This window comes from Streptomyces exfoliatus (genome assembly GCF_000725545.1).
GTDB classification, from domain to species: Bacteria; Actinomycetota; Actinomycetes; order Streptomycetales; family Streptomycetaceae; genus Streptomyces; species Streptomyces exfoliatus.
The window spans coordinates 278,260-294,268 of the sequence record NZ_JNZP01000015.1; the positions used below are offsets into that span (position 1 = coordinate 278,260).

The window sequence follows — 16,009 nt, forward strand, 5'->3', positions numbered from 1 at the left end:
GACGCGAGGGGCCCGTGCGCGGTGCGCGCCGGGCCCCTCTGTCGTGTCTCGTGCCGTGTGTCCCGTGCCGTCGTGGGACGGTCAGCCCTTGCGGATCTCCCAGAAGCGGAAGACGGTCGAGGCGTCGAGGGTCCATTCGAGGCCGGTGACGTCGTCGCGGGCGACGGCGTACTGCTTGCCCTGCCAGAGCGGCAGCAGGGGGAGCTCCTCGGCGACGAGGTCCTGGAGCTTCCCGTACTCGTCGGCGGTGGCGGCGCGGTCGGCGACGGCTGCCGTCTTCGGGAGGAGGCTGCCGGTGATGGTGGCGTTGTCGTAGTGGTTGCCGACGACGTTGCCCTCGCCGAAGAAGGGGGCGGTGAAGTTGTCGGCGTCGGGGTAGTCGGGGACCCAGCCCTTGACGTAGACGCCGTACTTGCCGGCCGCGATGTCCTTCTCGTACTGGTCGTACGCGACGGACTTGACGTCGGCGTCGAACAGGCCGCTCGCGTTGAGCTGGCCGGCGATGGCCTTGAGCTCCTGGTCGGTGGCGGGGCCGTAGCGGCTGGGGGTGGACCAGAGGGTGAGCTTCACCTTGTCGGTGATGCCGGCCGCGCGCAGGGCCTTCTTCGCCTTCGCCTTGTCGGGGGTGCCGTAGGTGTCGAAGAAGGCGGTGTTGTGTCCGGCGATGCCGGCCGGGACGATCGAGTAGAGCGGGGTGGCCGTCGACTTGTAGACGCCTTCGACGAGGGCTTCGCGGTCGACGAGGTGGGCGATGGCCTTGCGTACGCCGAGCTTGCCGGCGACCGGGTCCTTCATGTTGAAGACCAGGTGCTGGACCTCGGCGCTGCTGCCCTGGGTGACCTCGATGCCCCGGTCGCCGGTCGTGGCGGAGTTCTCGAGGGCGGAGATGTCGTCGGCGGAGAGGCCTCGGTAGGCGACGTCTATCTGTCCGTCGGTGAGGGCCTTGGAGAGGGCGGAGCGGTCACCGCGGTAGAGCTTGAGGGTGACGGCGTCGTTCTTGTGGCGTGCGGTGCCCTGGTAGCCGGAGTTGGCGGAGAAGGTGGCCTCGGTGTCGCTGAGGGAGTCCAGCTTGTACGGGCCCGAGCCGGTGGCCTTGCCGTCGGTGCGGAGCGCGTCGGCCGGGTACTCGCGGTGGTCGACGATGGAGCCGGCGCCGGAGGCGATCTTGCTGGGGAAGGTGGCGTCCGGGACCTTGAGCCGAAAGACGACGGTCCGCTCGTCCGGGGTCTCGATCTTCTCGATGGTGGAGAGCAGCGGCGCGGGGCCGGCCGGGTCGGCGATCTTGAGGGCCCGGTCGAAGGAGTACTTGACGTCCTCCGACGTGAGCTTGTTGCCGTTGGAGAAGGTGAGGCCGTCGCGCAGGGTGCAGGTGTACACGGTGCTGCCCGCGGAGAAGCCGCACTTGTCGGCGGCCTCGGGCTCGGGCTCGGAGCCGCCCTTGGGGAAGGCGAGCAGGGACTGGAAGACGTTGTTGAACAGCAGCCAGGAGCCGGGGTCGTAGCCGGCCGCCGGGTCGGTGGCGAGGATCTCGTCGGACATGCCGACGCGTACGCCGTTGCCGGAGCCTCCGGCTCCGCCCTGTTCGGTGCCGCAGCCGCTGAGGAGGGCGGCGGCCAGGCCGGCGGCGAGCGGGGCCGTCAGCCACTTGTTGTGCGTCTTCACAGAACGTGCCTCGTGATCTCTTGTCAGGCCGGCCGCGCGCGGTGCGCGGCCGGTGTAACCGATCCTGTCGACGGGGTCATGCGGTGTTATGCGGTGCCGCGGCCCAGTTCCCAGAGCAGGAGGTCCGAGGACGTGTTGAGGGCGTTCTCGACTCCGTTGAGCTCGGTGCGCGCGGCGACGTACTGCTTGCCCTGCCACAGCGGCAGGACGGGCACGTCCTCGGCGACGATCTTCTGGATCTGGTTGAAGACGGGGCTCGCGGCGGTGCGGTCGGCCTGGCGGCGCGAGCGCGGGATGAGCTGGTCGCGGACGACCTTGTTCACGTACGGGGTGTTGAGGAAGTTGTCGCTGTCCAGGAACGGCGCGATGTAGTTGTCCGGGTCCGGGTAGTCCGGGAACCAGCCGAGGCCGTAGACGGCGTAGTCGCCGCGCTTCTGGGCGGTGCGGAACGTGGACCACTCGGCGCCCCGGACGGTGGTGTCGAAGAGCTCGGTGGCGTCGAGCTGCTTCTTGAGCGCCTCGAACTCCTGGGCGGTCTCGGCGCCGTAGTGGTCGGTGGTGTAGTTCAGGGTCACCTTGACCGGCGTCTCGACGCCCGCGTCCTTGAGGAGCTTGGCGGCCCGGGCGCGGTCGGGCTCGCCGTACTCGTCGAAGAACGGGGTGGCGTGGCCGGTGATGCTGGAGGGGATCAGCGAGTACAGGGGCTCGGCGGTGGGGCCGTAGACCGAGTTGACGAGGGCGCCGCGGTCGACGACGGCGGCCATGGCCTGGCGGACGGCCTTCTCCTCGACGGCGGGGGCCTTGGTGTTGAAGCCGAGGTAGCGGATCTCCAGGCCCGGGACCTCGATCATCTCGATGCCCTCCTTGGGCTTCTCGGTGAGGTTCCTGACCTGCTGCTGCGACAGGGAGCGGGCCATCATGTCGATGTCGTCGCTCTCCAGGGCCTGGCCCATGGTGCTCGCGTCGGCGTAGGGGCGCAGGACGACCTTGTCGTTGCGCAGGGTGATGTCGCCCTTGTAGGCCGGGTTCTTGGTGAAGACGAAGCGGGTGGCCTTCTCGCCCTCGCGCTCGACCTTCATGGTGTACGGCCCGGAGCCGTCGACGTCGAAGCCGTCGCGGAGCTTGTCGGCGGCGTACTTGTCCTTGCTGAGGATGCCGGCGACCGGGGTGGAGAGCTTGTACGGGAAGGTGGCGTCGGGGGTCTTCAGGTGGAAGATCACCTCGTCGGTGCCCTTGGTCTCGACGGTGTCGACGTTCGAGAGGAGGGCGGCCGTGCCGTTGTCCGACTTGATCTTCAGGACCCGGTCGACGGAGTACTTGACGTCCTCGGCGGTGATCGGGGTGCCGTCGGCGAAGGTGAGGCCGGAGCGGAGCTTGCAGCGGTAGCTCTCGCTGGCCTTGTCGGAGAACCCGCAGCTCTGGGCGGCCTCGGGGACGGGCTCGCCGCCGCCGTGGGGCACGTGCATCAGGGTCTGGACGGTCTGCCGCAGGATGTTCCACGCGCCGGTGTCGTAGGCGAAGGCGGGGTCGAACGGGGCGGGGGCGTCCGCGGTGGCGATGAACTGGTCCGTGGTGCCGACGACGATCGCTCCGTCCTCCTCGGCTCCGCCGCAGGCGGCGAGCAGGGGGACGAGCAGTCCGGCCGCGGCCGGGAGCACCAGGGTCTTGCGGTTCATCAGGGACGATCTCCTCATCCGGCACTGGGATACAGCGGTCAGTGGAACTCCGCCGCCGGCCGCCCGGTCGGGGCGGGAGCGATCGGGCCGGGTGTTGCGATCGGTCCTGTGTTCGCGGCTGTTCACGGCGACTTGGGTGTGCGCCGGTGCACGCGGTTATGCGGCGAAGTACTCGCGAAAGATTAGTGGGCGGCGCCGCTATTGCCTGACCACGGGTGCCCCTGGGGGTAATCGCACAGTGATCATGGATGCGGGGGGCTCGATAGTCATGCGGTGGATGATGCGGACGGCGTAGAGCCAATCGGGACACTTGGGGCGCCGAAACCCGATGTTTTCGGGCGCGGACACAAGAAGGGCCACCCACCGTCAGGCACTCTGGGTGACCAAGGTCACGCAGAGGCCTTTTCGGGGAATGGCCGCGGCGCTTTCCGTACGGCGAAAGCGCATTCCGCCGGGAAAGCTCAGAGAAACCTCAGATCCCGGTGATCAACGTGCGGAGAAAGGGCACGTCGACCTCTTCGAGGGAACGCACGACGACCCGGCCGGGAGAGGCCGCGATGGGGGCGACGGAGGGCACCGCGACGACCCGGCAGCCGGCCGCCTCCGCGGCCGCCACACCGGTCGCCGTGTCCTCGATGACGGCGCACAGCGCCGGGTCGGCCCCGACCCCGCGGGCGGCGGTCAGATAGGGCTCGGGATGCGGCTTGGTCCGGGTGACCTCGTCCCCGGCGACGGTGAGGGTGAAGCGGTCACGGCCGAGCGAGTCGAGGACCCGGTCGATGATCCGCCGGTGCGAGGCGGAGACCAGGGCGGTGGGGATGGAGTGCCGGGCCAGTTCGGCGAGGAGCCGCTCGGCTCCCGGCATCAGCGGCACTCCCCGGTCGATGCGCCGCTCGAACTTCTCGTTGAGCAGGACGGTCAGTTCGGCCAGGGTGATGTCGGCGCCGGTGGACTCGATGAGATAGCCCGCGCTGCGGGTCATCGGGCCGCCGACGACGACGTCCCGCCAGGCCTCGTCCAGCCGGTGCCCGAGGTCGGCGAAGACCTCCACCTCCGCGTCCCACCAGAAGCCCTCCGTGTCGACGAGGGTGCCGTCCATGTCGAGGAAGACCGCCTGCAGGGCGGAGCTTCCGTTCGTACGGAACAGGGACGCGGGGACCGTACTGGTCATCCGGACACCTCCATGGAGGGACGAGAAGGCCGGCCCCCCTCCCCGGTACGGGGAGGAGGACCGGCCTGCACTGGACCGACAAGTGTACGTCCCGATCATCGCGGACGCGGGGATTTACCCCGGGACGGTCACCTGGCGTTGAAGTACTTCGCCTCAGGGTGATGGATCACGATGGCGTCGGTGGACTGCTCGGGGTGGAGCTGGAACTCCTCCGACAGGTGCACACCGATGCGCTCCGGGCCCAGCAGCTCCGCGATCTTCGCGCGGTCCTCCAGGTCGGGGCAGGCGCCGTAGCCGAGGGAGAAGCGCGCACCGCGGTACTTGAGGTCGAACATGTCCTGGACGTGGGCCGGGTCCTCGCCCGCGAAGCCCAGCTCGGCGCGGACCCGGGCGTGCCAGTACTCGGCGAGGGCCTCGGCCAGCTGCACGGAGAGGCCGTGCAGCTCCAGGTAGTCGCGGTAGGAGTCGGACTCGAAGAGCTTGGCCGTGGCCTCGCCGATCTTCGAGCCGACGGTGACGACCTGGAGGCCGACGACATCGGTCTCGCCGGACTCCTCCGGGCGGAAGAAGTCCGCGAGGCAGAGGCGGCGGCCGCGGCGCTGGCGCGGGAAGGTGAAGCGGGTCCGCTCGTTGCCCGCCTCGTCCAGGATGATCAGGTCGTCGCCCTTGGAGACGCAGGGGAAGTAGCCGTGGACGACGGCCGCCTCGAGCAGGTTCTCCGTGTGGAGCTTGTCCAGCCAGCCGCGCAGCCGCGGCCGGCCCTCGGTCTCGACGAGCTCCTCGTACGTGGGTCCGTCGCCGGTCCGGTTCTGCTTGAGGCCCCACTGGCCCTTGAACAGGGCGCCTTCGTCGAGCCAGGACGCGTAGTCCTTCAGCGGGATGCCCTTGACGACCCGGGTGCCCCAGAACGGCGGGGTGGGCACCGGGTTGTCGGTGGCGACGTCGGAGCGCCCGCCGGGCTCCGGCTCGGCGACCTGGAGGGCGGCGGTGTCCTGCTTCGGGACCCGGCGCTGCTTGAGCTCGGGGAGTACGGCTCCGGGGACGCCGCGCTTGACGGAGACGAGGGCGTCCATGAGGCGCAGGCCCTCGAAGGCGTCGCGGGCGTAGCGGACCTCGCCCTGGTAGATCTCGTACAGGTCCTGTTCGACGTACGCCCTGGTGAGGGCGGCGCCGCCGAGGATCACGGGGTACTTGGCGGCCAGCTCGCGCTGGTTCAGCTCCTCCAGGTTCTCCTTCATGATCACGGTGGACTTCACGAGGAGACCGGACATGCCGATGACGTCGGCGCGGTGCTCCTCGGCGGCTTCGAGGATCGCGGAGACCGGCTGCTTGATGCCGATGTTGACGACGTTGTAGCCGTTGTTGGTCCGACTTCTCCATGTGCGGTTCGAGGTAGGCGACGGCCGTCTTCATGACCTCGGCGGACTGCAGCACGAACGGCAGCTGCATCTGGCCGGAGCCGAACAGCTCGCCCACGGTCTTCATGCCGTCGAGCAGGATCTCGTTGACGATCTCCAGCGCGGGCCGGAGCGTCAGCGCCTCGTCGAGGTCGGCCTCCAGACCGTTCTTCTCGCCGTCGACGATCCGGCGCTTCAGCCGCTCGTCCAGCGGCAGGGCGAGGAGCTCCTCGGTCTTGCCGGCCTTCATCGACTTGGTGTTGACGCCCTCGAACAGGGCCATCAGCTTCTGCAGCGGGTCGTAGCCCTCGGAGCGCCGGTCGTAGATCAGGTCGAGGGCGGTGGTGACCTGCTCGTCGTCGAAACGGGCGATGGGCAGGATCTTCGAGGCGTGGACGATCGCCGAGTCCAGGCCCGCCTTGACGCACTCGTCGAGGAAGACGGAGTTGAGGAGGATGCGGGCGGCCGGGTTCAGACCGAAGGAGATGTTGGAGAGGCCGAGCGTGGTCTGGACGTCCGGGCGGCGGCGCTTCAGCTCGCGGATCGCCTCGATGGTGGCGATGCCGTCCTTCCGCGACTCCTCCTGGCCGGTGCAGATCGTGAAGGTCAGGGTGTCGATGAGGATGTCGGACTCGTGGATGCCCCAGTTGCCGGTGAGGTCCTCGATGAGCCGCTCGGCGATGGCCACCTTGTGCTCGGCGGTCCGGGCCTGGCCCTCCTCGTCGATGGTGAGGGCGATGAGCGCGGCGCCGTGCTCCTGGGCCAGGCGGGTGACCTTGGCGAAGCGGGACTCGGGGCCGTCGCCGTCCTCGTAGTTGACGGAGTTGATGACGGCCCGGCCGCCGAGCTTCTCCAGGCCGGCCCGCAGGACGTCCACCTCGGTGGAGTCCAGGACGATGGGCAGCGTGGAGGCGGTCGCGAAGCGGCCGGCGAGCTCCTCCATGTCGGCGACGCCGTCGCGGCCCACGTAGTCGACACACAGGTCGAGCATGTGCGCGCCCTCGCGGATCTGGTCGCGGGCCATCTCGACGCAGTCGTCCCAGCGGCCTTCGAGCATGGCCTCGCGGAACTTCTTCGAGCCGTTGGCGTTCGTGCGCTCGCCGATTGCCATGTACGCGGTGTCCTGGCGGAACGGCACGGTCTGGTAGAGCGAGGCGGCGCCGGGCTCCGGGCGCGGGTCGCGCGCGCCGGGGGTGAGGCCCTGGACGCGTTCGACGACCTGGCGCAGGTGCTCGGGGGTCGAGCCGCAGCAGCCGCCGACCAGCGAGAGGCCGTAGTCGCGGACGAAGTTCTCCTGCGCGTCGGCCATCTCGGGCGCCGTGAGCGGGAAGTAGGCGCCGTCCTTGGTCAGGATGGGCAGGCCGGCGTTCGGCATGCACATGAGCGGCGTACGGGAGTGGCGGGCGAGGTAGCGCAGGTGCTCGCTCATCTCGGCCGGGCCGGTGGAGCAGTTCAGGCCGATCAGGTCGATGCCGAGGGGCTCGAGGGCGGTCAGCGCCGCGCCGATCTCGGAGCCGAGCAGCATGACGCCCGTGGTCTCGAAGGCGAGCGAACAGATCAGGGGTACGTCGAGCCCGACGGCTTCCATCGCGCGGCGGGCGCCGATGAGGCTGGCCTTGGTCTGCAGCAGGTCCTGGGTGGTCTCGACGATCAGGGCGTCGGCGCCGCCGGCGAGCAGGCCCTCGGCGTTCTGCTGGTAGCCGTCGCGCAGGACGCCGTACCCGATGTGGCCGAGCGACGGCAGCTTGGTGCCGGGGCCGATCGAGCCGAGCACCCAGCGCTGGCGGCCGTCCCGGGCGCCGAACTCGTCGGCGACCTCGCGGGCGATCCGGGCGCCGGCCTCGGACAGCTCGAAGATCCGGTCGGCGATGTCGTACTCGCCCGCCGCCGAATGGTTGGAGCCGAAGGTGTTGGTCTCGACGCAGTCGACGCCGGCCTCGAAGTACTCCCGGTGCACCGAGCGGACGATGTCCGGCCGGGTGACGTTCAGGATCTCGTTGCATCCTTCGAGGTTCTGGAAGTCCTCGAGCGTGGGGTCCTGCGCCTGGAGCATGGTGCCCATGGCGCCGTCGGCGACGACGACGCGGCTCGCCAGCGCCTCACGGAGGGCTGCGGCACGGGTCCGGATATCGGCGGAAGGGGTCGGCAACGAGGCCATGGATGAGCTCCCAGGGGTGCGACGGCTGTCGGCTTTGCACCTTCGGAGGAGGGTGCACGGGGCCAGCGTAACCGCGCTCGCCTTGGGGTGGACACGGCGTCCCACAGGCCGGACGGCATCCTGTGTGCGGGGACTCCCGGTCCGGCCCGTTCTTGCCCGACACTGTCAGGTGTGACGCAAGGTCGACATCGACCGATAGTGTTCAGCATTGTCGAACAACGTGAGAGGGAGAAGGGCCGGGCGATGGCGAAGAACATCCAGTCGCTTGAACGAGCGGCGGCCATGCTGCGACTGCTCGCCGGCGGCGAGCGCCGGCTCGGCCTGTCGGACATCGCGTCCTCGCTGGGGCTCGCCAAGGGCACCGCCCACGGCATCCTGCGCACCCTCCAGGCGGAGGGCTTCGTGGAGCAGGAGGCGACCTCGGGCCGCTACCAGCTCGGCGCGGAGCTGCTGCGGCTCGGCAACAGCTATCTGGACGTGCACGAGCTGCGCGCGCGGGCCCTCGTCTGGACGGACGACCTGGCCCGGTCCAGCGGCGAGAGCGTGCACCTGGGGGTGCTGCACCTGCAGGGCGTGCTGATCGTCCACCACGTCTTCCGGCCGGACGACAGCCGGCAGGTCCTGGAGGTGGGGGCCATGCAGCCGCTTCACTCCACAGCACTGGGCAAGGTCCTCTCGGCGTACGACCCGGTGGCGCACAGCGAGGTGGTGGAGGTCGAGCGGGAGGCGTTCACGCCCCGTACGACCACGGAGCTGACGGACTTCGAGTCGCTGCTGGACCTGACGCGGGCACGGGGCTGGGCGGCGGACGTGGAGGAGACGTGGGACGGCGTGGCCTCGGTGGCGGCGCCCATCCACGACCGGCGCCGGATGCCGGTGGGCGCCGTGGCGGTCACGGGCGCCGTGGAGCGGCTCTGCCCGAACGGCGAGCTGCGTCCGGAGCTGGTGGCGGCGGTGCGGGACTGCGCCCGCGCGGTGTCCCGGGACCTGGGGGCCCGGCGCTTCTGAGCCTGGGCCCGACAGCCTGAACCCGCCGGTAACGATCGCGTTATCGGCGGGTTTTTCGCATCCGGAGCCCTTGACGCGCTGTTCACCTGGGGGCAAAACTTCCGTGCATCGGTCGGCAATGCCGAACACTTGACGGCAATAGGCGTTAGAGTGTGGCAGTGCCAAGGGCCGGTAACGCCCTCACACGAGGGTGCGGACCACCGGAGGGACCCGGGGTTCGCCTTCCCCTGGACGAAGGACAAAGGAGTCGCGGGTGTCCAGCTCCGACATCTTCCTCGGCGAGACCATCGGTACCGCCGTTCTCATTCTGCTCGGCGGCGGTGTGTGTGCCGCCGTCACGCTCAAGGGCTCCAAGGCCCGCAACGCGGGCTGGCTCGCGATCACCTTCGGGTGGGGCTTCGCCGTGATGACGGCCGTCTACATGACGGCTTCCCTCTCGGGCGCCCATCTGAACCCCGCCGTCACGGTCGGAATCGCGATCAAGGACGGGACGTGGGACGACGTCCCCGTCTACATCGCTGGCCAGATACTCGGCGCGATGATCGGTGCGGCACTGGTCTGGGTGGCCTACTACGGCCAGTTCCAGGCCCACCTCACCGACCCCGAGGCCGCCGCGAAGAAGCCGGTCGAGGGCCCCGGCCCGGTGCTCGGCGTCTTCTCCACAGGACCCGAGATCCGGAACACCTGGCAGAACCTGGCCACCGAGATCATCGGCACCGTCGTGCTCGTCCTGGCCGTGCTCACCCAGGGCCTCAACGACAGCGGCAAGGGTCTCGGCGTCATAGGCGCCCTGATCACCGCGTTCGTGGTGGTCTCGATCGGCCTCTCGCTCGGCGGCCCCACCGGCTACGCGATCAACCCGGCCCGTGACCTCGGTCCGCGCATCGTGCACGCCCTGCTGCCGCTGCCGAACAAGGGCGGCTCCGACTGGAGCTACGCCTGGATCCCGGTCGCCGGACCGCTGATCGGTGGCGCCATCGCCGCGGGTATCTACAACATCGCGTTCGCCTGAGCCGTCCTTCTCCCAGACTTCCCTTGGAGCACACCGTGACCGACGCACACACCTCCGGCCCGTTCATCGCGGCCATCGACCAGGGCACCACGTCGTCCCGCTGCATCGTCTTCGACAAGGACGGCCGGATCGTCTCGGTCGACCAGAAGGAGCACGAGCAGATCTTCCCGAAGCCGGGTTGGGTCGAGCACGACGCCGCCGAGATCTGGACCAACGTCCAGGAGGTCGTGGCCGGCGCCCTGTCGAAGGGCGGCATCGCCGCCTCGGACGTCAAGGCCATCGGCATCACCAACCAGCGCGAGACCACGCTGCTCTGGGACAAGAACACCGGTGAGCCCGTCCACAACGCCCTCGTCTGGCAGGACACCCGCACCGACGCCCTCTGCAAGGAGCTCGGCCGCAACGTCGGCCAGGACCGCTTCCGCCGCGAGACCGGCCTGCCGCTGGCCAGCTACTTCGCGGGACCGAAGATCCGCTGGATGCTCGACAACGTCGAGGGCCTGCGGGAGCGCGCCGAGGCCGGCGACATCCTCTTCGGCACCATGGACTCCTGGGTCATCTGGAACCTCACCGGCGGCGCCGACGGCGGCGTGCACGTCACCGACGTCACCAACGCCTCGCGCACCATGCTGATGAACCTCCACACCCTGGCCTGGGACGAGAAGATCGCCGAGTCCATGGGCGTCCCGCTCAACGTCCTCCCGGAGATCAGGTCCTCCGCCGAGGTCTACGGCCACGTCAAGGACGGCGTCCTCGCCGGTGTCCCGGTCGCCTCGGCGCTCGGCGACCAGCAGGCCGCCCTGTTCGGCCAGACCTGCTTCGCCGAGGGCGAGGCGAAGTCGACGTACGGCACCGGCACCTTCATGCTGATGAACACCGGCGACAAGATCATCAACTCCTACAGCGGCCTGCTGACCACGGTCGGCTACCAGATCGGCGAGGAGAAGCCGGTCTACGCCCTGGAGGGCTCGATCGCCGTCACCGGTTCGCTGGTGCAGTGGATGCGCGACCAGATGGGCCTGATCAAGTCGGCCGCCGAGATCGAGACCCTCGCGTCCTCGGTCGAGGACAACGGCGGCGCCTACTTCGTGCCGGCCTTCTCCGGTCTCTTCGCCCCGTACTGGCGCTCCGACGCCCGCGGCGTGATCGCCGGCCTCACCCGGTACGTCACCAAGGCGCACATCGCCCGCGCCGTCCTGGAGGCCACCGCCTGGCAGACCCGCGAGATCACCGACGCCATGACGAAGGACTCCGGCGTCGAGCTGACCGCGCTCAAGGTCGACGGCGGCATGACCTCCAACAACCTGCTGATGCAGACCCTCTCGGACTTCCTGGACGCGCCTGTCGTGCGTCCGATGGTCGCCGAGACCACCTGCCTCGGCGCCGCCTACGCCGCCGGCCTGGCCGTCGGCTTCTGGCCGGACACCGACGCGCTGCGCGCCAACTGGCGCCGCGCCGCGGAATGGACCCCTCGCATGGACGCCGACAGGCGTGACAGCGAGTACAAGAGCTGGCTCAAGGCCGTGGAGCGGACCATGGGCTGGATCGAGGACGAGGAGTAGATCGACATGACCACCCTGCAGAGCGTCCCCGCCCTCGGGACGCACCCGGCTTCCGGCTCCCTCCCGAGCCGCGCCGAGACCCGGGACCGGCTTTCCAAGGCGACGTACGACCTCCTGGTGATCGGCGGCGGCATCCTGGGCATCTCCACCGCCTGGCACGCCGCGCAGTCGGGCCTGCGGGTGGCCCTGGTGGACGCCGGCGACTTCGCCGGCGCCACCTCCTCCGCCTCCTCGAAGCTCCTCCACGGCGGTCTGCGCTACCTGCAGACCGGCGCGGTCAAGCTGGTGGCGGAGAACCACTTCGAGCGGCGTGCGGTCTCCCGCCAGGTGGCACCGCACCTCGCCAACCCCCTCACCTTCTACCTGCCCGTCTACAAGGGCGGCCCGCACGGCGCGGCCAAGCTGGGTGCCGGTGTCTTCGCGTACTCCGCCCTCTCGGCCTTCGGTGACGGCGTCGGGCACCTGCTCTCCCCCGCCAAGGCCGCGCAGGACGTGCCGGAGCTGCGCACGGACAACCTGAAGGCCGTGGCCGTCTACGGCGACGACCAGATGAACGACGCCCGCATGGCCCTGATGACGGTCCGCGCCGCGGTCGACGCCGGAGCCACCGTCCTCAACCACGCCGAGGTCACCGGGCTCCGCTTCACCCGCGGCCGGGTCACCGGCGCCGAGCTCAAGGACCGCACCAGCGGCGACGAGTTCGGCGTCACCGCCCGTCTCGTGCTCAACGCCACCGGCCCGTGGGTCGACCACCTGCGCAAGATGGAGGACCCCAACGCGGCCCCCTCCATCCGCCTCTCCAAGGGCGCGCACCTGGTCCTCAAGCGGACCTCGCCGTGGAAGGCCGCCCTGGCCACCCCGATCGACAAGTACCGCATCACCTTCGCCCTCCCCTGGGAGGACATGCTCCTGCTCGGCACCACCGACGAGGAGTACGAGGGCGACCCCGGCCAGGTCGAGGTCACCGAGAAGGACACCGCCCAGATCCTGGACGAGGCCGCCTTCTCCATCCGTGACCAGCAGCTGTCGCGCGACCTGATCACCTACTCCTTCGCCGGTCTCCGGGTGCTTCCGGGCGGCCCCGGCGACACCTCCAAGGCCAAGCGCGAGACGGTCGTCACCGAGGGCCGCGGCGGCATGCTGTCGGTGGCCGGCGGCAAGTGGACGACCTTCCGCCACATCGGCCGTACGGTGATGCGGAAGCTGGAACAGCTCCCCGGCCACCCGCTGGGCGAGGACTACGAGTCGGTGTCGACGCTGCCGAAGCGGCTTCCGCTGCCCGGCATCGCCAACCCGAACGCGGTCGCGCACCGGCTGCTCGTCGACGGTCCCGCGCCCGGTCCGCGGATGGCCGCCGACACCGCCAAGCACCTGGCGACGCACTACGGTTCGCTCGCCTTCGACATCGCCCGCATGGCGAACGAGAACCCGGAGCTCGCCCGCCGTGTCCACCCGGACGCGCCGGAGATCTGGGCGCAGGTCGCCTACGCCCGCGACCACGAGTGGGCCGAGACGGCGGACGACGTGCTGCGCCGCCGTACGACGCTGACCATCCGCGGTCTCGCGACGGACGAGGTCCGCGCCGGCGTCGAGTCGATGCTCGGGAAGTAACTTCCTTCGGGTCAGGGGCGGTTCCTCGGGGAGGAACCGCCCCTCTCGCGTGCCGTGTGCGGAGCCGGGTTCCTGGGTAGTCGATCAAGGCCGCACGGGTTTTCGGGGGTGTCCGGGGGCTGCGGACGGACCTCCGGGAAGCCGTAAGGTTGGTCCGTACGACAGGAACTTCGAAAAGGAGGCGCTGGGTGATCGAGCTCGAGGGGGTACCCGAGCTGATCGACCCGGTCATGGTGGCCGCGTTCGAAGGCTGGAACGACGCCGGCGACGCCGCCTCCACCGCGGTCGCCCATCTGGACCGGGAATGGAAGGGCGAGGTGTTCGCGGCGCTCGACGCCGAGGACTACTACGACTTCCAGGTCAACCGGCCCACGGTTTTCCTGGACAACGGCGTACGGAAGATCACCTGGCCGACGACCCGGCTCTCCGTGGTCAGGGTCGGCGGCGACAAGCCCCGCGACCTGGTGCTGGTGCGCGGGATCGAGCCGTCGATGCGCTGGCGCTCCTTCTGCAACGAGATCCTCGCCTTCGCCCACGAGCTGGGTGTGGAGATGGTCGTCATCCTGGGCGCGCTGCTCGGGGACACCCCGCACACCCGGCCGGTGCCGGTCAGCGGGGTGACGTCCGACCCGGACCTCGCGCGGACGATGGATCTGGAGGAGACCCGGTACGAGGGCCCCACGGGCATCGTCGGCATCCTCCAGGAGGCGTGCACGCACGCGGGCGTGCCCGCGGTGAGCCTGTGGGCGGCGGTGCCGCACTACGTGTCCCAGCCGCCGAACCCGAAGGCGACGCTCGCGCTCCTCAACCGCCTGGAGGATCTGATCGGGCTGCGCATCCCGCTGGGCGAGCTGCCCGAGGACGCGCGGGCCTGGCAGCTGGGCGTGGACCAGCTGGCCGCCGAGGACAGCGAGGTGGCCGAGTACGTGCAGACCCTCGAGGAGGCCCGGGACACGGCCGAGCTTCCGGAGGCCTCGGGCGAGGCCATCGCCCGCGAGTTCGAGCGGTATCTGCGGCGGCGTGAGCCGGGTTCGGGCCCTGGTCCGGGCCTGGCGACGGAGGGCGGCGACACGGCGTTCCTGCGGGACCCCGGCAGCGGCCGGACGAGGCCGCCGAAGCCGGAGCAGCCGGGCCCGGAGGCCGTGCCGGGCGCGGAGGCGGCGCCCGAGGCGGGTCCGGCGAAGGAGGCCCCGCGCGACGCCGACGGAGGCGACGGGCCCGAGGGGCCCGAGCCGCCCGGTGAGGGCGCGGGCGACGACTCCGAGGAGTGAGCGGTACGGGAGGGGTGGCGCGACCGCCCCTCCCGTACGGCTGTCCGGGCCCGTTCGGCCGTGCCACGACGAAACCGCCCCCGGACCTCGGGAGAGGTCCGGGGGCGGTCGCGTGAACGGGTGCCGGGTGCGGGATCCCTGCTACAGGGCGACGCCGAGGAGGGCGTCGACCGCGCGGGAGACGAGCCCGGGGGCGGAGTCGTCGGTGCCGCCCTCGGCCTCCTGGAGCGCGGCCCAGCGGTCGACGGCCACCAGTGCGGCGGGGGCGTCGAGGTCGTCGGAGAGGGCCTCGCGGAGCTCCTCGACGAGCGCGTCGGCGGACGGTCCGTCGGGCCGGGACACGGCGGCGCGCCAGCGGCCGAGGCGCTCCACGGCGTCCTGGAGGACCTGGTCGGTCCACTCCCAGTCGGCGCGGTAGTGGTGGGAGAGGAGTGCGAGCCGGATGGCGGCCGGGTCGACGCCGTCGCGGCGGAGCCGTGAGACGAAGACCAGGTTGCCGCGGGACTTGGACATCTTCTCGCCGTCGAGACCGACCATGCCGGCGTGGACGTACGCCTTGGCCATCGGGAACTCGCCGGTGAGGGCCTGGGCGTGGGAGGCGCCCATCTCGTGGTGCGGGAAGATCAGGTCGGAGCCGCCGCCCTGCACGTCGAAGCCCATGCCGAGGTGGTCGAGGGCGATGGCGACGCACTCGATGTGCCAGCCCGGGCGGCCGGCGCCGAGGCTGGCGCCGTCCCAGCTCGGCTCGCCCTCGCGGGCGGCCATCCACAGCATCGGGTCGAGCGGGTTCTTCTTGCCGGGGCGCTCCGGGTCTCCGCCGCGCTCGGCGGAGAGGTGGCGCATCAGCTCGGTGGTGTAGTTCGAGACCTGCCCGAAGTGCGGGTCGGCGTCGACGGAGAAGTAGATGTCGCCTTCGAGCTCGTACGCCGCCCCGGAGTCCCGGAGCTGCTCGACGAGCGGGACGATGCCCGGTATGGCCTCGACGGCGCCGATGTAGTGCTGCGGGGGCAGCATCCGCAGGGCGGTCATGTCCTCGCGGAAGAGTGCGGTCTCGCGCTCGGCGAGGCCGACCCAGTCGATGCCGTCGCGGATCGCGCGCTCCAGGAGCGGGTCGTCCACGTCCGTGACGTTCTGGACGTAGTGCACCTGCCGCTTGGTGTCGAGCCACACGCGCTGAACGAGGTCGAACGCGTTGTAGGTCGCCGCGTGACCCATATGGGTCGCGTCGTACGGCGTGATGCCGCAGACATAGATACGGGCGACGGGGCCGGGGGCGAGGGTGACTCGTCCGCCGGTCGCGGTGTCGTGGATCCGGAGGTCGCGGCCCTTGCCGGGAAGGGCGGGGACCTCAGAAGCGGGCCAGGCATGCATGACCCGAGCGTAACCGGACAGGTGTTCCGGATACGAACCGGAGGGGGATCTTGACCGATTAGGCGCTCTTGCGGGTCGGAGGCTCGGATGCATACCCCCCTGGGGTGAGG

At 70.3% G+C, this 16,009-nt stretch carries 9 protein-coding genes and 1 pseudogene; 5 read left to right on the plus strand and 5 right to left on the minus strand.

Translation table 11 applies throughout. From position 1 onward, the window contains the following. Positions 1 to 81: 81 nt before the first annotated feature. The 4 genes and pseudogenes from IO20_RS0119065 to IO20_RS36710 form a co-directional block, all read right to left on the minus strand. Positions 82 to 1,662 carry an ABC transporter substrate-binding protein gene (locus IO20_RS0119065; protein WP_030551641.1) on the minus strand — a complete coding sequence of 527 codons (1,581 nt, stop codon included), beginning with the start codon at positions 1,660 to 1,662 and terminating at the stop codon, positions 82 to 84. 86 nt (positions 1,663 to 1,748) lie between these two features. Beyond that, positions 1,749 to 3,338: an ABC transporter substrate-binding protein gene (locus IO20_RS0119070; protein ID WP_030551640.1), complete on the minus strand. Its 1,590-nt coding sequence runs from the start codon at positions 3,336 to 3,338 to the stop codon at positions 1,749 to 1,751. A gap of 472 nt (positions 3,339 to 3,810) precedes the next feature. Continuing rightward, a complete protein-coding gene (locus IO20_RS0119075) occupies positions 3,811 to 4,509 on the minus strand; it encodes an HAD family hydrolase (RefSeq protein WP_030551639.1) in 699 nt (232 codons plus the stop codon). A gap of 128 nt (positions 4,510 to 4,637) precedes the next feature. Beyond that, positions 4,638 to 8,064 (minus strand): annotated as a pseudogene (locus tag IO20_RS36710) (homocysteine S-methyltransferase family protein). Between the two features lie 243 nt (positions 8,065 to 8,307). Here IO20_RS36710 and IO20_RS0119085 point away from each other — a divergent pair. From IO20_RS0119085 to IO20_RS0119105, 5 genes are all read left to right on the plus strand, one after another. Beyond that, positions 8,308 to 9,072, plus strand: a complete 765-nt coding sequence (locus IO20_RS0119085; protein WP_030218268.1) for an IclR family transcriptional regulator — start codon at positions 8,308 to 8,310, stop codon at positions 9,070 to 9,072. 253 nt (positions 9,073 to 9,325) lie between these two features. Continuing rightward, positions 9,326 to 10,084, plus strand: coding sequence for an MIP/aquaporin family protein (locus IO20_RS0119090; protein WP_030551637.1), 759 nt, complete (start codon positions 9,326 to 9,328; stop codon positions 10,082 to 10,084). Between the two features lie 35 nt (positions 10,085 to 10,119). Then, positions 10,120 to 11,646: a glycerol kinase GlpK gene (gene glpK, locus IO20_RS0119095; protein ID WP_030551636.1), complete on the plus strand. Its 1,527-nt coding sequence runs from the start codon at positions 10,120 to 10,122 to the stop codon at positions 11,644 to 11,646. 6 nt (positions 11,647 to 11,652) lie between these two features. Continuing rightward, the gene (locus IO20_RS0119100; protein ID WP_030551634.1) at positions 11,653 to 13,257 is read left to right on the plus strand and encodes a glycerol-3-phosphate dehydrogenase/oxidase; all 1,605 of its coding nucleotides are present in this window, start codon (positions 11,653 to 11,655) and stop codon (positions 13,255 to 13,257) included. A 188-nt stretch (positions 13,258 to 13,445) separates the two neighbouring features. Next, a complete protein-coding gene (locus tag IO20_RS0119105) occupies positions 13,446 to 14,528 on the plus strand; it encodes a PAC2 family protein (RefSeq protein WP_078946046.1) in 1,083 nt (360 codons plus the stop codon). 141 nt (positions 14,529 to 14,669) lie between these two features. Here IO20_RS0119105 and mshC read toward each other — a convergent pair whose 3' ends face one another. Then, on the minus strand, positions 14,670 to 15,899 hold the full coding sequence (mshC, locus tag IO20_RS0119110; RefSeq protein WP_030551630.1) for a cysteine--1-D-myo-inosityl 2-amino-2-deoxy-alpha-D-glucopyranoside ligase: 1,230 nt from the start codon (positions 15,897 to 15,899) through the stop codon (positions 14,670 to 14,672). Positions 15,900 to 16,009: the final 110 nt, after the last annotated feature.